This is a genomic window from Streptomyces sp. NPDC006643 (assembly GCF_042870175.1).
Classification (GTDB): Bacteria; Actinomycetota; Actinomycetes; order Streptomycetales; family Streptomycetaceae; genus Streptomyces.
The window spans coordinates 203800-220452 of record NZ_JBIAHA010000010.1 but is presented as its reverse complement, the minus strand read 5'-3'; the positions used below and the strand labels follow the sequence as shown (position 1 = coordinate 220452).

General features: G+C 71.1%; 16 protein-coding genes. 8 read left to right on the top strand and 8 right to left on the bottom strand.

All coding sequences use genetic code 11. From position 1 onward, the window contains the following. Positions 1-202: 202 nt before the first annotated feature. Entirely contained in the window at positions 203-625 is a 423-nt protein-coding gene (locus ACFYNU_RS16210; protein WP_356594973.1) for an ankyrin repeat domain-containing protein, read from the bottom strand. A gap of 252 nt (positions 626-877) precedes the next feature. On the opposite strand from ACFYNU_RS16210, the gene ACFYNU_RS16205 reads away from it, so the two are divergent. Then, positions 878-1072 carry a hypothetical protein gene (locus ACFYNU_RS16205; protein WP_023543035.1) on the top strand — a complete coding sequence of 65 codons (195 nt, stop codon included), beginning with the start codon at positions 878-880 and terminating at the stop codon, positions 1070-1072. Positions 1073-1127: 55 nt separating this feature from the next. Beyond that, on the top strand, positions 1128-2807 hold the full coding sequence (locus ACFYNU_RS16200) for a hypothetical protein (protein ID WP_356594975.1): 1680 nt from the start codon (positions 1128-1130) through the stop codon (positions 2805-2807). A gap of 52 nt (positions 2808-2859) precedes the next feature. Here the strand turns inward: ACFYNU_RS16200 and ACFYNU_RS16195 are convergent, their stop codons facing one another. Next, the gene (locus ACFYNU_RS16195) at positions 2860-4368 is read right to left on the bottom strand and encodes a PLP-dependent aminotransferase family protein (protein WP_356594977.1); all 1509 of its coding nucleotides are present in this window, start codon (positions 4366-4368) and stop codon (positions 2860-2862) included. 104 nt (positions 4369-4472) lie between these two features. Between ACFYNU_RS16195 and ACFYNU_RS16190 the strand changes: the two genes are divergently transcribed. From ACFYNU_RS16190 to ACFYNU_RS16175, 4 genes are all read left to right on the top strand, one after another. Then, positions 4473-5141 (top strand): hypothetical protein, encoded by a 669-nt coding sequence (locus ACFYNU_RS16190; protein ID WP_356594979.1) that lies wholly within the window; start codon positions 4473-4475, stop codon positions 5139-5141. Continuing rightward, a complete protein-coding gene (locus ACFYNU_RS16185) occupies positions 5138-5902 on the top strand; it encodes a glycerophosphodiester phosphodiesterase (protein WP_356594981.1) in 765 nt (254 codons plus the stop codon). The genes ACFYNU_RS16190 and ACFYNU_RS16185 overlap by 4 nt, the downstream gene beginning before the upstream one ends. Before the next feature lie 28 nt (positions 5903-5930). Next, positions 5931-7304 (top strand): MFS transporter, encoded by a 1374-nt coding sequence (locus ACFYNU_RS16180; protein WP_388766435.1) that lies wholly within the window; start codon positions 5931-5933, stop codon positions 7302-7304. Between the two features lie 254 nt (positions 7305-7558). Continuing rightward, complete coding sequence (locus ACFYNU_RS16175) at positions 7559-7933, top strand: RNA polymerase-binding protein RbpA (protein WP_003959706.1); 375 nt, start codon at positions 7559-7561, stop codon at positions 7931-7933. Between the two features lie 152 nt (positions 7934-8085). Here ACFYNU_RS16175 and fxsA read toward each other — a convergent pair whose 3' ends face one another. From fxsA to ACFYNU_RS16155, 4 genes are all read right to left on the bottom strand, one after another. Next, positions 8086-8697 carry an FxsA family membrane protein gene (gene fxsA / locus ACFYNU_RS16170; protein ID WP_356594985.1) on the bottom strand — a complete coding sequence of 204 codons (612 nt, stop codon included), beginning with the start codon at positions 8695-8697 and terminating at the stop codon, positions 8086-8088. 52 nt (positions 8698-8749) lie between these two features. After that, positions 8750-9517 carry a polyprenol monophosphomannose synthase gene (locus ACFYNU_RS16165; RefSeq protein WP_356594987.1) on the bottom strand — a complete coding sequence of 256 codons (768 nt, stop codon included), beginning with the start codon at positions 9515-9517 and terminating at the stop codon, positions 8750-8752. A gap of 552 nt (positions 9518-10069) precedes the next feature. Beyond that, positions 10070-11710 (bottom strand): amidohydrolase, encoded by a 1641-nt coding sequence (locus ACFYNU_RS16160; protein WP_356594989.1) that lies wholly within the window; start codon positions 11708-11710, stop codon positions 10070-10072. A gap of 303 nt (positions 11711-12013) precedes the next feature. Further along, complete coding sequence (locus ACFYNU_RS16155; protein WP_354607003.1) at positions 12014-12454, bottom strand: Lrp/AsnC family transcriptional regulator; 441 nt, start codon at positions 12452-12454, stop codon at positions 12014-12016. A gap of 203 nt (positions 12455-12657) precedes the next feature. Here ACFYNU_RS16155 and ACFYNU_RS16150 point away from each other — a divergent pair, with 203 nt between their 5' ends. Then, on the top strand, positions 12658-13062 hold the full coding sequence (locus tag ACFYNU_RS16150; protein WP_356594991.1) for a hypothetical protein: 405 nt from the start codon (positions 12658-12660) through the stop codon (positions 13060-13062). Between the two features lie 78 nt (positions 13063-13140). Here the strand turns inward: ACFYNU_RS16150 and ACFYNU_RS16145 are convergent, their stop codons facing one another. After that, entirely contained in the window at positions 13141-14313 is a 1173-nt protein-coding gene (locus ACFYNU_RS16145; protein WP_356594993.1) for an acyl-CoA dehydrogenase family protein, read from the bottom strand. A gap of 332 nt (positions 14314-14645) precedes the next feature. On the opposite strand from ACFYNU_RS16145, the gene ACFYNU_RS16140 reads away from it, so the two are divergent. Continuing rightward, positions 14646-15890: a glycoside hydrolase family 18 protein gene (locus tag ACFYNU_RS16140; protein WP_356594995.1), complete on the top strand. Its 1245-nt coding sequence runs from the start codon at positions 14646-14648 to the stop codon at positions 15888-15890. Between the two features lie 49 nt (positions 15891-15939). Here the strand turns inward: ACFYNU_RS16140 and ACFYNU_RS16135 are convergent, their stop codons facing one another. Next, the gene (locus tag ACFYNU_RS16135; RefSeq protein WP_356594997.1) at positions 15940-16602 is read right to left on the bottom strand and encodes a TetR/AcrR family transcriptional regulator; all 663 of its coding nucleotides are present in this window, start codon (positions 16600-16602) and stop codon (positions 15940-15942) included. Positions 16603-16653 lie beyond the last annotated feature (51 nt).

Genomic DNA, 16653 nt, shown 5'->3' with positions numbered 1-16653 from the left:
GAGAGCCTCACATCAAGCTGTCGACGCAACCGGGGGGTGGGGATGCCTAGGCTGCCTAGGCCGCGCGCCAACATCGCTCGACCGTCGTCTCCTGCTTGGTGTAGACCATCTTTCGCTGCCTCTCGTCGGTGGCCCCTTCCGGGCCCGACGTCATGATGACCCACCCATTTCGCCACCGCGACCACATTTACGACGCCTCCCTTCACCGTGCTCCGAAGAGCTCCAAGAGGTCCGCCTTCCCGAACATCCGCGCCGTATCCACGGCGGAGGGTGTTCCGGCCGTCGGGTCGGCCCCGCCGGTGAGCAGCGCGCGGATCACGGCGTCCTCGCCCTTGAAGACCGCACCGGCCAGTGGTGTCTGTCCGCGGTCGTTGGCCCGGTCCGCCTCGGCGCCACGCGCGAGCAGCGTCTCGACCGCGGGCGCGTGCCCGTGGTAGGCGGCGAGCATGACCAGGGAGTCGCCGCGGTCGTTGGTGAGATTCACGGGGACGCCGGCGTCGACGTAGGCGGCGAGCAGTTCGCTCTCGCCGCGGCGTGCGAGGTCGAAGACCTTGGTGGCCAGTTCGACGACGTCACTGTCGGGACCATCGCCGTCCGGGGCCGGGCCCTCGGGGACCTCGCTCATCGGTGAACCGCCTCTCGCGCCGCTGACCTGGGGCGTACGGCTGCGCAGCCGTACGGGTGAATCGACAGATTACTGCCCTGCGGGCCGCTCCGGGGGACAGAGGCCGTAGCAAGCGGTACACGAGGTTCCGCTGTCCGCCGGTCCAGTGAGATTCCGGGAATTTCACCCACTTGCACCTTTTATCACATAGATACTTACTGTGAGCATGGAACAACTCATGGTGACTGTCCCCCTCAACCAGGAGATCCCCTCATGATCCTGTCCATGTCAGGCGTCGTGCTGCTCGGAATCATCGTCTTCCTCTTCTTCAGGAAGGACGGACTCAAGGCGTCCCACGCGCTCGTCTGCGCGCTCTTCGGCTTCTATCTCGCGGGCACGGCCATCGCCCCGAGCATCACGGCCGGAGGCGCCAGCCTCGCCAGTCTGCTCGGCGGGATCAAGTTCTGACCGCCTGCCGTCCCTTCAGCACATCCCGCATCTTCCGCACCTTCAGGAGACAGACGTGGCCCGGCGACCACTCCCCCGCATTCTGAGCAGCGGCAGCGCTCACATCGCTCGCAGCCGAGTGATGGCCCGCTCGGCCGCCGACAGTGCCACCGACGTCCTCCATCCGCTGATCACGATCACCCGTGGTCTGCGTCTGCTGGCCGGCACGGGACGCCAGAAATGGGCGGCCACCCCCAAGGACCGGCGTGGTCCCGCGCTGTTCCTGGTCGCGGCCGTCGTCCTGGTGGTCGCGCTCGTCCCGTACGGACCGCTCCTCGCCCTCATCTCGGTGATGGCGGTGGCCGGCTGGAAGGGCCGTGACCGCACGCCGGTGCGGACCGGGCCCGACGACGCGGAGTTGCAGCGCCTGCGGTCCCTCTACGAGGCGCTGGTGCCGTACTTCTCCCTGCCGGAGGACCCGAACCCGCTCTTCGCCCACGGCGGGGAGTGGGACAAGGCGTTCGACGAGTACGAGTTCGACGCCGACGGGCGTCTCACCCGGCTGCGGGTGTCGTACCCGCCGTACTTCACCGACGGTGAGTACTCCTCGCGCGTCCGGATCGAGCAGCTGATGCACGCGAAGTCCGGGCGCGGCCGGGAGTATCTGTTCGACTGGGACGAGGAGGGCAACGTGCTCGTCATGAGTGTGCTGCCCCCGCTTCCCACCGGTATCGCCGCCCAGCGGTTCGTCACCGCCCCCGGCGAGACGGTGCTCGGCTTCACCGACGCCGACGCGGTCCGGCGCACCGTGCCGGTCCTGGAGGGCGACGCGACCCGTGACGCCCCTCCGGTCGTCTGGCGTACGGGCGCCCGCTCGACCGAGCCTCATCTGCTCGCCGTCGGGCACCCCGGAAGCGGCACCACGAGTCTGCTGCGCTCGATCGCCCTCCAGGCGCTCGCGCACGGCGACGTGGTGATCGTGGACGGCAACGGGACCGGTGAGTACGCCAGCCTCGACGGGCGTACGGGCGTCCTCGCCGTGGAATCCGGGCTCTCGGGCGCGCTGTCCGGTCTCGAATGGGCTTCCAACGAGACCGAACGGCGGCTGATCGCCGCCAACCGCGCCCGGCAGTCCGGTCACGCGGTGCCCGAGGACACCAGGCGCCCGCTCTGGCTGCTGCTGGACCGGCCGAGCGCCTTCGCCCATCTCGCGACCGCCGACGGGCGGCCCGATCCGCAGGACATGCTCAACGTGCCGTTGCGGCACGGCAGGGCGGCGAACGTGACGGTCGTCGTGGCGGAGCAGTTCGAGACCCTGGACGCGCTCGGCGAGACCGTACGGACGCACACCCGCGCCCGGGTCGTGCTGGGCGCCGCCACCCGCGAGGAGCTGGAAGCCGTCCTCGGGGCGCCGCCGCACACCATCCCCGCCCCGGACATCCCCACCGGGCGGGGTTACGCGCGGCTCGGCACCGGACCGGTGCTCAGGCTCCAAGTCCCCGCGACGCCCGATCCGTACGACGACGACACGAGCGACGCGCACCGGCGGGCGGTGCTGGATCTGCTCCCGGACCGGCACACTCCGCCGGACGGATCGACGGCCGCCGCCCGCACCTCCGAAGCCGATACGGACCGGCCGGCGTCCCCGCGGCCCGGTCCCGACCCGGAGCCGGACCAGCCGGCCGCGCAGGTACGGCAGCGGCAACCGCGCCAGAGCGCCGCGCCGGTGCCCACCGCCGTACCGGCCGAGGGCTGAGCCCCCAGGCCCCCAGGCCCCGGACCTCCGTTCCGTACGCGCCGCGCACCCGTCAGGCGACGAACGTGCGCGGTGCGTCCGTGCCGGCGCGCGCACCGCTCTCCACCAGGCGGGCCGCCGCCGCCAGCCGGACGGCCGCCTCGTCGGCGACGGGGCCGCCGACGGTGAACGGCAGCCGTACGTATCCCTCGAAGGCGCCGTCGACGCCGAAGCGCGGCCCGCCCGGCACCCGTACGCCGACCCGCTCGCCCACCTCGGCGATCCGCGAGCCGGACAGCCCTCCGGTGCGCACCCACAGCGTCAGCCCGCCGCGCGGCACGTCGAACTCCCAGCTCGGCAGCTCCCGGCGGACGGCGGCCACCAGCGCGTCGCGGTTCGCCCTGCCCTGCGCGCGCCGGACGTCGACCGCCTGTTCCCAGCCGCCGCCGCCCATCAGCCAGTTGATCGCGAGCTGTTCGAGCACCGGGGTGCCGAGGTCGGCGTAGGCGCGGGCGGAGACGAGCGAGCGGATGACCTCGGGCGCCGCCCGGACCCAGCCGATGCGCATGCCCGCCCAGAACGCCTTGCTGGCGGACCCGACGGTGAGGACCGTGCTGCCGGCGGGGTCGAACGTACAGACCGGCGGCGGCAGTTCGTCGCCCGGCCGGTCCCCGTCCAGATACAGCTCGGACATCGTCTCGTCGGCGACGAGGACGGTCCCCGCCGAACGCGCGGCCTCCACGAGCTGTCTGCGCTGGTCCTCGGTGGCGAGCGCGCCGGTGGGGTTGTGGAAGTCGGCCACGACGTACGCGAGACGGGGCGCGGCGTCCCTCAGTACCTGGCGCCAGCGCGACAGGTCCCAGCCGGCCAGCCCCTCGGCCATGGCGACGGGGACGAGGCGGGCGCCCGCCTCGCGCATCAGTTGGAGGATGTTCGCGTAGCTGGGCGATTCGACGGCGACGCGCTCGCCGCGCCCGGCGAAGAGATGGCAGATCGCGTCGATCGCGCCCATCGCCCCGGTGGTGACCATGATCTGCTCGGGCATGGTCGGGATCCCGCGCGCGGTGTACCGGTCGGCGAGGGTCTGCCGCAGCGCGGGCAGCCCCGCCGGGTAGTCGCCGTGGGTGTGCGCGTACGGCGGCAACTCCTCCAGCGCGCCCTGTACGGCACGGGTGAGCCAGGGCTCGGGCGCCGTCAGCGCGGCGCAGCCGAGGTCGATCATCGAGCCGAGGGAGTCCGGCGGCAGTGGTTCGAGGCCGCGGGCGGGCAGCGGATTCCCGGCCGGTACGGCGGTCCAGCTGCCGGCGCCCCTGCGTGATTCCAGGAACCCTTCGGCGCGCAGCGCCTCGTAGGCGGCGGCGACCGTCGTACGGCTGACGGAGAGCGCGAGGGCCAGCTCACGTTCGGCGGGGAGCCGGGCGGCGACCGGCACACGGCCTTCGAGGACGAGCAGCCGGACACCGTCGGCGAGGGCGCGGTAGGCGGGCGGCCTACGGGTGCCGGGGCCGGCGGGCCGGGGCTGCTGGGCGTTGAGCTGGCGCGCGAGCGGTGCCGCTCCGACCGCCGAAGTCCAACGCGTCATGGAAATCAGTCCACCTTCCCCGAATTGGCCATGGTTGGCCGATGCCACCCAGCCACAGAGTGACACAGGCCAGTCCACTCGTTCCACCTCCGGAGGACAGCACCGTGCCCACCACACCCGACCTCCGTGGGAGGCGGCTCCCCCGCCGGCTCGTCCAGCTCTACGCCGGTCTGACGCTGTACGGCGTGAGCGCGGCCCTGCTGGTCAGGGGTGGTCTCGGACTGGAGCCCTGGGGCGTGCTGCACCAGGGCCTGTCAGAGCTGACCGGGCTGACGATGGGCGTCGTCTCGATCGTCGTCGGCGCGGTCGTGCTGCTGCTGTGGATCCCGATCCGGCAGCGTCCCGGGCTCGGCACGGTCTCCAACGTCTTCGTGGTCGGCATCGCGATGGACGCCGCGCTGGCCCTCGTCCCGGACGGCCGCGGTCTCGCCGTACAGATCCCGCTGCTCGTCGCCGGCATCGTCCTCAACGGGGTGGCCACGGGTCTCTACATCGCCGCCCGGTTCGGCCCCGGCCCGCGCGACGGCCTGATGACGGGGCTGCACCGGCTCACCGGCCGGTCGGTGCGCCTGGTCCGTACCGGGATCGAGGTGGCCGTCGTCGCCACCGGCTTCGCCCTCGGCGGCTCCGTCGGGGTCGGCACGATCGCCTACGCGCTGGCGATCGGACCACTCGCGCAGCTGTTCCTGCGCGTCTTCGTCGTCCCCTCGTCGGACGACGGCGGCACCGCCGTCGCCGGAGGTTCCCCGGAGGGCGCCATACTTCGGCCGTGACTCCCGTACTCCACCCCTATCTGGACCATCCGTCGCCCATCCCGTTCGCCCACCGGGGCGGCGCGGCCGACGGGATCGAGAACACGGCGGCGGCGTTCCGGCGCGCCGCCGCGCTCGGTTTCCGCTACTTCGAGACCGACGTGCACACCACGGCCGACGGCCGGCTCGTCGCGTTCCACGACACGACCCTCGACCGGGTCACCGATCTGCGCGGCCGGATCTCCGAGCTGCCGTGGAGCGAGGTGAGCCGGGCCAGGGTCGGCGGCGGTGAACCGCTCCCGCTGTTCGAGGATCTGCTGGCGGAGTTCCCGGAGGCCCGCTGGAATGTCGACATGAAGGCGGAACCGGCCCTGCGCCCGCTGATCGAGCTGATCCGGCGGACGGACAGCTGGGACCGGGTGTGCGTGGGCTCGTTCTCGGAGGCGCGGGTGGCGCGCGCGTACCGTCTCGCGGGCCCCCGGCTGGCCACGTCGTACGGCGTGCGCGGGGTGCTCGGCCTGCGGCTGCGCTCGTACGGGGCACCCGCGCCCGTACGCCGGGGCGCCGTCTGCGCGCAGGTCCCGCCGGACCAGAGCGGTGTGCGGGTGGTCGACGAACGCTTCGTGAGGACGGCGCACGACCGGGGTCTTCAGGTACATGTCTGGACGATCAATGACGCGGATCGGATGCGCGCGCTCCTGGACCTCGGTGTGGATGGCATCATGACCGATCAACTGGAGACGCTGCGCTCGGTGTTCGCCGAGCGCGGGGTCTGGCACTGACGGTTACGGCTGTCCCCCACGGGGACGAATGAGGGGGCGCGGGTTGACCGCCGACACCGCGGACCTGACCGGTGACGAGACGGGCCGCATACGTGAGCAACGCGGCTGGTACTTCTACGACTTCGCGTGCTCCGTCTACTCGACGAGCGTCGTCACCGTCTTCCTCGGGCCGTATCTGACGTCCGTGGCGAAGGCCGCCGCCGACGCCGACGGCTTCGTCCATCCGCTGGGCATCCCGGTGCGGGCCGGTTCGGTCTTCGCGTACTCGGTGTCCGTCTCGATCGTGGTGGCCGTGCTGCTGATGCCGCTGGCCGGCGCGGTGGCGGACCGTACGGGGCGCAAGAAGCCGCTGCTCGCCGTCGCGGCGTACGTCGGCGCGGGCGCCACGGCGGGGATGTTCTTCCTCGACGGCGACCGCTACGCGCTGGGCGTCGTGCTGCTGATCGTGGCGAACGCCTCGCTGTCGGTGTCCATGGCGCTCTACAACGCCTATCTGCCCCAGATAGCCACGCCCGAGGAGCGTGACGCCGTCTCCTCACGGGGCTGGGCGTTCGGCTACACCTCGGGCGCCTTCGTCCTCGTACTGAACCTGATTCTGTACACCGGTCACGAGTCGTTCGGTGTCTCGGAGTCGACGGCCGTGCGGATCTGTCTGGCCTCCGCCGGTGTGTGGTGGGGCGCCTTCACGCTGATACCGCTGAGCCGGCTGCGCGACCGGCGGGTGGTGAAGGACGGCGGCCACGCGGGCGAGGGCTCGGTCGGTACGGGCTGGCGCCAGCTGATGGCCACGTTGCGCGACATGCGCCGCCATCCGCTGACGCTCTCCTTCCTGCTCGCCTATCTGATCTACAACGACGGCGTGCAGACGGTGATCTCGCAGGCGTCGATCTACGGCTCCGAGGAGCTGGGGCTCGACCAGACGACGCTGATCACGGCCGTACTGCTGGTGCAGATCCTGGCGGTGGCGGGCGCGCTCGGCATGGGCCGGCTGGCGCGGACGCACGGGGCCAAACGGACGATTCTCGCCTCGCTCGCCGTCTGGACGGTGATCCTGGGGGCCGGGTACTTCCTGCCGGCCGGGGCCCCGGTCTGGTTCTTCGCTCTCGCCGCGGCGATCGGCATGGTGCTCGGCGGGAGCCAGGCGCTGTCGCGTTCGCTGTTCTCGCATCTGGTGCCGCGCGGCAAGGAGGCCGAGTACTTCGCCGCGTACGAGATGAGTGACCGCGGGCTGAGCTGGCTGGGGCCGCTGGTGTTCGGCCTCGCCTATCAGGTCACCGGCAGCTACCGGGACGCGATTCTCTCCCTGGTGATCTTCTTCGTGATCGGCTTCGTGCTCCTCGCGAGGGTGCCCGTCCGCAGGGCCGTGGCCGAGGCGGGAAACCCCGTGCCGGACCGGATTTAGACGTTGAAGTGAAAGCGCGGTAGTGTACGCCGTTGGCCTGTCAGCCGGACCGTTACTGCGTGTCACAGAAACGAAAACGTCGGCTGACATCCAACACCAGATGTGACAAAACGGGCACTGGTGGGTACAACAAGGGGCGGCACGACGGCGACGTATGACCCGCAACGGGAATCTTTACCGCCGACCGGACGTTGACCGGAAGACGACGACAGCGACACCTGTCCTGTGGGCGACAAGCCCGGGAGGCACGATTCATGAGTGAGCGAGCTCTCCGCGGCACGCGACTTGTGGTTACCAGCTACGAGACGGACCGCGGCATCGATCTGGCCCCGCGCCAGGCGGTGGAGTACGCATGCCAGAACGGCCATCGATTTGAGATGCCGTTCTCGGTAGAGGCGGAAATTCCGCCGGAGTGGGAGTGCAAGGCGTGTGGCGCCCAGGCACTCCTGGTGGACGGGGATGGTCCCGAGGAGAAGAAGGGCAAGCCTGCGCGTACGCACTGGGACATGCTCATGGAGCGGCGCACACGCGAGGAGTTGGAGGAGGTGCTGGCCGAACGGCTGGCCGTCCTGCGCTCCGGCGCCATGAATATCGCGGTGCATCCGAGGGACAGCCGGAAGTCGGCCTGACCTGGTAGCACCGCCACAACAGCACATGCGAGAAGCCGTGGGCCGCGACACACACAGTGTCGCGGCCCACGGCTTTCGGCTTCCCGGTCGTCAGCCGATCCCCGGCCGGCGGCGCCGTACGGTGCCGGGGCGCCTCACGATGTCAGGACGCCTCACGGTGTCAGGGGCGGGCGCGGTCCACCCTGGTCCGGATTGTCGCGGGGCGGCGCCGGCTCGTCGTTCTTGATGACCTCGCCCTGGACGACCTTGCCGTCCGGGCGCGACATCCTGGCCTGCTGAGCCTGCTGGAAGGCGTCGCCGAGACCTCCAGGGGGTGCGGCGCGCATACGGCGCTCCAGCGACCGCTCGACCCGCCGGCTCAGCAGCGAGCGCACCGGCGGGATCAGAAGGACCAGGCCGAAGACGTCGGAGATCAGCCCCGGCAGCATGATCAGCAGGCCGCCCAGCATCAGGAAGCCGTTGCCCGAGCTGGTGCTCGGGCTCTCGTCCGCGCTCTCGGCGTCGGGGTTCTGCTGCTGCCGCTGGGCCTGCTGAAGGGTCTCGCTGAGATTCCGGAAGGCCCGCCGGCCCGCCCGCTTCACGACCACCGAGCCGAGGACGCCGGCGCCGATCAGCAGCGCCAGCACCGTCAGCGCGTTCGTCGCCTCGCCGACGACAGTCAGCAGCCAGATTTCGAGCACCAGCCAGAGAGCGATGCCCAGGGGGACAATTTTGCGCGCGCGTGAGCGCTGCGGAGCCGCGGGAGGCGGTGCGCCGGTCGTCATGATTCCAGTGTGCCTGGGAGCGGAGCGCGGTGTCGTACGGGTGTCGTACGGATCAGAGGGACTTGCGGCCCAGCATGCGGTTCGCGCGGGTCCCGACGCCCCACGCGGTGACCCGCCAGAGCGCCTCCACAAGAATGTCCCGGCTCATCTTGGAGTCGCCCAGTTCGCGGTCGACGAAGGTGATGGGCACCTCCACGACATGGCAGCCGGCCTCGACGGCGCGGCGCGCGAGGTCGACCTGGAAGCAGTAGCCCTGCGAGGCGACCTCGTCCAGGCCGAGGCGGTCGAGCGTCTCCGTACGGAAGGCGCGGAATCCGCCGGTGATGTCGCGCAGCGGCAGGCCGAGCAGCGCGCGGGAGTACGTGCTGCCGCCGCGCGAGATCATCTCGCGGGTCCGCGGCCAGTTGACCACGCGGCCACCGGGCACCCAGCGCGAACCGAGCACCAGGTCCGCGCTCTTGAGGGCGGTCAGCAGCCGGGGCAGCTCCTCGGGCTGGTGGGAGCCGTCGGCGTCCATCTCGACCAGGACGCCGTAGCCGTGCTCCATGCCCCAGTGGAAGCCCGCCAGATAGGCCGCGCCCAGTCCTTCCTTGCCCTTGCGGTGCAGGACGTGGACCTGGCTGTCGTCGGCGGCGAGTTCGTCGGCGATCTTTCCGGTGCCGTCGGGGCTGTTGTCGTCGGCCACCAGAATGTCGGCCTCCGGGACCGCCGCGCGCACACGGCTGATGGTCCGTTTGATGTTCTCCGCCTCGTTGAAGGTCGGGATGATCACCAAGGCTGCGCCGAGCGGGCCGTACTGCCTCTGACCACCGTCGTTCACAACTGCCCCTTAATCGCCGTACGCAGAAGTACCACCTTAGCGAGCACGCGAGGGGTCGCCGTCCACACGGTGAGTGGTGTCGTACGGGAAAGGGGGCGGGCGGCCGGAATCCGGCGGTCCGGCGGCCGGGCGTCCGGATCCGGGGCTCTGCGGATCGGGTCCCGGCGTCCTTCGGGCCGACCTGGGACCCGCCGGCTGCGGGTCGACCGAAAGCCGTTGTCTACTGAACGCCGGGGCCCTACCCGGGTCGCACCCGCCAACCGGCAGAAACCTTCCCTCGCCCCCGAGGCGCGGGCGCTGAGCCTGGCTCCCAGTGGTGGTGCGCCGGTGCGGCACACCGCCCCATGACCCAGCGGCGTTCGACGACTGCGTGGGAGTTGCCGGTCGGACGTCCTTTGGTGGACCCGGCCGAACCTACCGGCCGGTGACTGCTTGCTGTCAATACTCCTCCGACCTGCGGCATTTATCCGTTTCAGCAGGTCAGCGGGGAAGATCCGCTGGTCGCGACAGTGGCCGGTAAGCATCGGTCGGCCGTACGGAAACGCGGGTACATCACTCGTTCGGTCGCACGAACACCGCCTCTCCGCCCACCACGGTCCGCAGACAGACCGGCAGGGCCGTGCCGGGGGTGAGATCGGGCAGGCCGGGCGTGCCCGAACGCGGGTCGGTGGACCAGCGGGAGACCCGGTCGTCGGGGGCCTGGACGATCAGTTCCTCGGTGCGCCAGACCGCGTAGTCGGCGGGCGCGCCGGGCACGAGCACCCCCGTGTCGTCGCGGCCCGCGGCGCGGCCCCCACCGCGTGTGTGGGCGGTGAAGGCGGCGCGTACGGAGACGCGGTGAGCGGGTGTGCGGTGGAAGGCGGCGGCCCTGATGGTGCCCCAGGGGTCGAGCGCGGTCACCGGGCTGTCCGAGCCGAAGGCGAGCGGGACGCCGGCGCGCAGCAGGGCGGCGTACGGGTTCAGCGTGCCGGCGCGCGCCTCGCCGAGCCGGTCGGCGTACATGCCCTCCGTACCGCCCCACGCCGCGTCGAACGCGGGCTGGACGGAGGCGGTGAGGCCGAGTTCGGCGAAGGCGGCGACGGTCTCGGGGGTGAGCATCTCGGCGTGCTCGACGCGGTGGCGGGCGGCCCGGATCCGGGCGAGGCCGAGCGTCTCGGCGGCGGTACGGATCCCGGCGACGACCGCGCCGATCGCGGCGTCCCCGATGGCGTGGAAACCGGCCTGAAGGCCGGCCTCGGTACAGGCCGTGACATGGGCGGCGATGTCGGCGGCGTCGAGATGCGCGACGCCGGTGTGGGGCGCGTCCGCGTACGGCTCGCTCAGCCAGGCGGTGTGCGAACCGAGGGAGCCGTCCACGAAGAGATCGCCCGCCGCGCCGGCGGCGCCCAGTTCGCGGACGCGCGCCGCGCCCCTGTCGTCGCTGACGTGCTCGGCCCAGTACCCGAGGACGCGCGGGCCCGCCTCGTCATCGGCCAGCCTGAGCAGCCCGGTGAAGTCGTCCTCGGCGGAGATGTCGGGGCCGGCGCACTCGTGGAGCGTGCCGATGCCGAGCGAGGCCGCGCGGGCGCGGGCGGCGCGCTGCGCCTCGGTGCGCTGCGCGGGGGTCACGGCGGCGTGCGCGGCGGCGCGTACGGCGTGGTGGGCGTCGCCGGTCAGCGGGGCGTCCTGATGAAATCCGGCCAGTCCGTTGACGCCGGGCACCAGCGCGAGCAGCGCGGTGCTCACCACGGCGGAGTGGACGTCGACGCGGGTCAGATAGAGCGGCCGTCCGCCGGCCGCCTCGTCGAGCTCCCGGCGGGTTGGCGCCCGGCGCTCGGGCCAGCGCGCGGCGTCCCAGCCGTGCCCGAGGAGCACCCGTTCGCCGGGGTGCGCGACATGGTGGGCGCGTACGAGCGCGAGCGCGTCGCCCAGGGTCCGCGCGCCGGACAGGTCGAGTCCGGTGAGGGCCAGGCCGGTCGCGGTGGTGTGGACGTGCGCGTCGGTGAACGCGGGGGTGACGAGGGCGCCTTCGAGGTCGACGGTCTCGTCGACACCGGAGGCGAACGAGTCGGCGGCGCCTTCGGAGCCGACCCAGGCGACATGGCCGCGTTCGACGACCATCGCGGTGGCGAAGGGGTCGGCGGGGCTGTGGACGTCTCCACCGCGCAGCAGCACGGTGCGGGGTTCGCTCTGGGGGGCGGCGCGATCGTTCATGCCGCCCAGTCTCCCGCCTCACGGGCGGCCGGCGGCACGCAGGGGTGGACCGCGCCGGACGAGCCGAGCGACGTCCAGCCCGACGGCGCCCCCGGCCCCCCCCCCGGCGAGTGAGCCGAAGGGGCGCGTCGGTGTCGAAAGGGAGAGCGCGCGGAGGCCCCGAGGAACGAGGGGCCGAGCACGGTCGACCGTCGACAGCGACTAAAAGCGCCCCGGAGGCGAACCGAGCCCTCAAAAAGAGGGAGCCGAGCACGGTCGACCGTCGACAGCGACTTGAAGCGCCCCGGAGGCGACCGAAGCCCCCTAGAAGTACGGCGGCCGGGCCTCGTACGGGGTGGAGAGGACCACCGTCGTACGTGTGGAGACGCCCGCGAGGGTGCGGATGCGGGTCAGCAGGTGTTCCAGGTCCAGTGGTGTGGCCACCCGGACCTTGAGGATGTAGTTCTCCTCCCCGGCCACGCTGTGGCACGCCTCGATCTCGGGGATCGGGGCCAGCCGTTCCGCGATGTCGTCGGGCGCGCTGGGGTCGAACGGTTTGACCGAGATGAACGCGGTCAGCGGCAGTCCGACGGCTTCCGGGTCCACCACGGCGGCGTAGCCGCGTACGACTCCGCGCTGTTCCAGTCTGCGGACGCGCTGATGCACCGCCGAGGTGGACAGACCTGTGGCCTTGCCCAGGTCGGTGTAGCTCATCCGCCCGTCCTTGACGAGCAATTCCACGATCTGACGATCCAGCTCCTCCATGCGGTTCAACCTATTGCCCGGGATCGCTTCCGGCACAGCTGACGGCCTACCGGATCGTCACTTGCGCCAGGCATGTGACGAAGACCACAGGTATGTCGCGGGCTCCGTCGAGACCTTACGGTTACCTGCCTCGCGCGACGGGAATTGCTTGCTGTGGTCGAGGCCGCACGTGGCTGTCGGCCCACCCGAGGGGGAGTGCCTGAATGCAGAGCCTGAAGCGCGCCGGCCGTATCGAACCGGAGCCCGTTGATTCCGTCGAGGCCGATGAGCTCGACCTGTACGACACCTTCGAGATGTTCCGGGTCGTGTGCCCGGACTGCTCCCAGCCGATCGCGCTGCTGGCGGACGAGGACGTCCTGCCGGAGCACGCGCTGTGCCCCAGCCCGTGGAACCCGTTCGTGCTCACCGTGTGCGCGGGTACGGGCCGTTCGGCCACGGAGGCCGGGGCGGCCGACGAGTCGCTCGACGCGCAGGAGCAGGACACCGCTCTGCTGCTGACGCTTCCCCAGGGCCTGGACTGGCGCACCCAGCCGTTCTCCCACGCGGGCGGCCCGACGTCACGGCCCGTCAAGTTCCCGCTGCCGCACCTGCGTCGGCACGCCGCCTGACGCACGGTTCGTCAATCCGCCTGACCCGTCCGCCGGTTGGTGACAGCTGACGGACGGGACCGGTACGGCGGACGGGGGTCAGCGGGTCTCGGGGCCCGCGAGATGACGGGCGATCACCATGCGCTGGATCTGGTTGGTGCCTTCGACGATCTGGAGCACCTTCGCCTCGCGCATGTAGCGCTCCACGGGGAAGTCGGCGGTGTAGCCGTAGCCGCCGAGTACCTGTACGGCGTCCGTGGTCACCTGCATCGCCGCGTCCGTGCAGAACAGCTTCGCCATGGCGGCCTGCCGGGAGAACGGCAGGCCGGCGTCCCGCAGTCGCGCCGCCGCGAGATACAGGGCGCGCCCCGCCTCGACCCGGGTGGCCATGTCGGCGAGCATGAAGCGCAGCCCTTGGAAGTCGGCGATGGGGCGGCCGAACTGCCGGCGTCCCGTCGCGTACTCCACGGCCCCGTCGAGGGCGGCCTGGGCGACACCCACGGCGCAGGCCGCGATCCCGAGCCGGCCCGAGTCGAGCGCGGAGAGGGCGATCGCGAAGCCCTGGCCCTCGTCGCCGATCCGCCGGTCGTCGCCGACCCGGACGCCGTCGAAGTGGAGTTGGGCGGTGGGCGAGCCCTTCATGCCCATCTTCTTCTCAGGCGCTGCGGCGACCAGCCCGTCGGCGCCGCCGGGCACGAGGAACGCCGAGATGCCGCCGGCGCCCTCGCCGCCGGTGCGCGCGAGCACGGTGTAGAAGTCGGCGACGCCGCCGTGGGTGATCCAGGCCTTGGTGCCGGTGATCAGCCAGTCGTCGCCGTCCCTGACGGCCTTGGTGCGCAGTGAGGCGGCGTCGGAGCCGGACGCGGGCTCGGAGAGGCAGTACGCGCCGAGCAGACCGCCGCCCAGCATGGCGGGGAGGTGGGCGGCCTGCTGTTCGGGGGTGCCGTACGAGGCGAGGGCGTGGCAGGCCAGGGAGTGGACGCTGACGCCGAGGCCGACGGTGAGCCGGGCCGCGGCCAGTTCTTCGAGGACCTGGAGGTAGACCTCGTACGGCTGGTCGCCGCCGCCGAGTTCGGAGTCGTACGGCAGTCCGAGCAGTCCCGATTCGGAGAGGAGGGAGAAGGTCTGCCGGGGGAAGTGCCCCGTCTCCTCCTCTTCGGCCGCGCTCGGGACGATCTCCCGCTCGATGATGTCGCGTACGAGTGTGAGCAGGTCCTTGGACTCCTCGGTGGGCAGTTGACGTTCCACCGTTCGCGGGGCGCGGTCGGACATGGCGGCGCTCTCCTCCCTGTCGGGACGCTACGACGGGTGCGCACGCTGGGTGTGGCGGCGACCGCCGGTCGGGTCGAGGCCCGGGGGTGCCCCCGGACAGGAATACTGCCCAGCCGATGGTGCCCTCCCGGATCACGGGAGGGGCTGACCTGCGGCTGTGGCGCGTTGAGTATGCCTGATCGGCGGGGGTGCAGTCACGGGACGTCAGCCGGGAAGTTGGTCCGCACCATTGACCCACTGGTCTAGTCCTTCTACCGTCCCCGTGAACACATTTCGCGTCCATGCCAAGTCGACGTCATGGATCTCGATCTCCCTCCCCACGAGGAGACCTCATGCTCGGACCGCACCGTCCCCGCGCCCGTTTCCGGGCGCTCGTCGCAGCGGCCTGTACGGCCGTTCTCGGCGTATCCCTGCTCGCCGGCGCCGGTACCGCCGCCGCGGATCAGGAGAAGGCTCCGGCGGCCCCCACAGCCGCCGGCGAGAAGGTCATCGGATACTTCGCCAACTGGGGTGTCTACGACCGGAATTACCACGTCAAGAACATTCAGACCTCCGGGTCGGCGGACAAGCTGACACACATCAACTACGCGTTCGGCAACGTCCAGGGCGGCAAGTGCACCATCGGTGACGCCTTCGCCGACTACGAGAAGGCCTACACCGCCGACCAGAGCGTCGACGGGGCCGCCGACACCTGGGACCAGCCGCTGCGCGGCAACTTCAACCAGCTCCGCAAGCTCAAGGCGCTGCACCCCGGCCTCAAGGTGATCTGGTCGTTCGGCGGCTGGTCCTGGTCGGGCGGGTTCGGTGAGGCGGCGAAGAACCCGGCGGCCTTCGCCAAGTCCTGCCACGACCTGGTCGAGGACCCGCGCTGGGCCGATGTCTTCGACGGCATCGACATCGACTGGGAGTATCCGAACGCCTGCGGTCTGACCTGTGACACCAGCGGGCCCGACGCGTTCACGAACATGGTGTCGGCGCTCCGTACCGAATTCGGCGGCGACAGTCTCGTCACGGCGGCGATCACGGCCGACGCGTCCGAGGGCGGCAAGATCGACGCCACGGACTACGGCGCGGCGGCCCAGTACCTCGACTGGTACCTGCCGATGACGTACGACTTCTTCGGCGCGTTCGCGGCGCAGGGCCCGACGGCCCCGCACTCGCCGCTGACGTCGTACCCGGGCATCCCGCAGGAGGGCTTCAACTCCGACGCGGCGATCACCAAGCTGAAGGCCAAGGGCGTTCCGGCGGAGAAGCTGCTGCTCGGCATCGGCTTCTACGGTCGTGGCTGGACCGGCGTCACCCAGGCGGAGCCGGGCGGCAGCGCGACGGGGGCGGCCCCCGGCACGTACGAGGCGGGTATCGAGGACTACAAGGTCCTGAAGAACACCTGCCCGGCCAACGGCACCGTGGCCGGTACGGCGTACGCGCACTGCGGCAGCAACTGGTGGAGCTACGACACCCCGGCGACCATCGGCACCAAGATGGACTACAAGAACGAGCAGGGCCTGGGAGGCACCTTCTTCTGGGAGCTGAGCGGCGACACGACCGACGGTGAGCTGATCAAGGCGATCAACTAGCAGGTCAGGTCTCGCGGCGCCAGGTCTCGCGGCGCCGGACCTCGCGGTGTCAGGCCTCGCGGCCGGTGTACGGGCGGAAGTCCGGGTCCGGCGGCGGGGCCGGGCACTCCGGCGCGAACTCCTCGATCGTGTCGAACGTGTGACGCAGCATCCGCACCAGCAGATCGCGCGGGATCTCCCGCGTCAGCTCCTCGCGGTGATCCAGCCATTCGAGGGTCAGCCACTCGACGCTGCTGAGCCAGCCCAGCAGGGCGAGTCTGGCGATCGGCGGGATGTCCGCGCGGCCGTAGGCGCCCTCGGCGACGGTGGAGACCAGTCCCGTACGCACCGCGTCGCGGATCGCCTGCACCTGGGTGTCGAAGCCGACGCCGCCCGTGATGATCGTGCGGTAGGCGGCCTCGTTGAACTCGGCGAACCGGAGATACGCCTCGACGGTGCGCTGGACCCGCTGGGTGTTCGGCAGGTCGACCCCGCCCGACGCGAGCGAGACCAGCTCCATCACCGAGTCCTCGATGATGGCGAGGTAGTAGCCACGTTTGTTCTTGAAGTAGTAGTAGATAAGCCCCTTGGCGACACCGGCGTGCTGGGCGATGTCATCCATCGACAGGGCGTCGTACGACGTGTCGGCGAACAACTTCCGGCCGGTGGCGATGAGTTCGGAGCGGCGCAACTGCGCCCGCTCACTCTCGCCACGCTGCTGCCTGGTGTTCAAGTCCGCGCTTCCCAGTCTCGGCTGTCACAGGAGATCCGCAGTATTGCAGAC

Excerpts from the sequence above, each read along its gene's own strand:
- fxsA (WP_356594985.1), bottom strand. The coding sequence starts at position 8,697 with ATGACGACCGGCGCACCGCCTCCCGCGGCTCCGCAGCGCTCACGCGCG.
- ACFYNU_RS16140 (WP_356594995.1), top strand. The coding sequence starts at position 14,646 with ATGCTCGGACCGCACCGTCCCCGCGCCCGTTTCCGGGCGCTCGTCGCA.
- ACFYNU_RS16175 (WP_003959706.1), top strand. The coding sequence starts at position 7,559 with ATGAGTGAGCGAGCTCTCCGCGGCACGCGACTTGTGGTTACCAGCTAC.
- ACFYNU_RS16155 (WP_354607003.1), bottom strand. The coding sequence starts at position 12,454 with ATGGAGGAGCTGGATCGTCAGATCGTGGAATTGCTCGTCAAGGACGGG.
- ACFYNU_RS16160 (WP_356594989.1), bottom strand. The coding sequence starts at position 11,710 with ATGAACGATCGCGCCGCCCCCCAGAGCGAACCCCGCACCGTGCTGCTG.
- ACFYNU_RS16205 (WP_023543035.1), top strand. The coding sequence starts at position 878 with ATGATCCTGTCCATGTCAGGCGTCGTGCTGCTCGGAATCATCGTCTTC.
- ACFYNU_RS16210 (WP_356594973.1), bottom strand. The coding sequence starts at position 625 with ATGAGCGAGGTCCCCGAGGGCCCGGCCCCGGACGGCGATGGTCCCGAC.
- ACFYNU_RS16180 (WP_388766435.1), top strand. The coding sequence starts at position 5,931 with ATGAGGGGGCGCGGGTTGACCGCCGACACCGCGGACCTGACCGGTGAC.
- ACFYNU_RS16145 (WP_356594993.1), bottom strand. The coding sequence starts at position 14,313 with ATGTCCGACCGCGCCCCGCGAACGGTGGAACGTCAACTGCCCACCGAG.
- ACFYNU_RS16195 (WP_356594977.1), bottom strand. The coding sequence starts at position 4,368 with ATGACGCGTTGGACTTCGGCGGTCGGAGCGGCACCGCTCGCGCGCCAG.
- ACFYNU_RS16150 (WP_356594991.1), top strand. The coding sequence starts at position 12,658 with ATGCAGAGCCTGAAGCGCGCCGGCCGTATCGAACCGGAGCCCGTTGAT.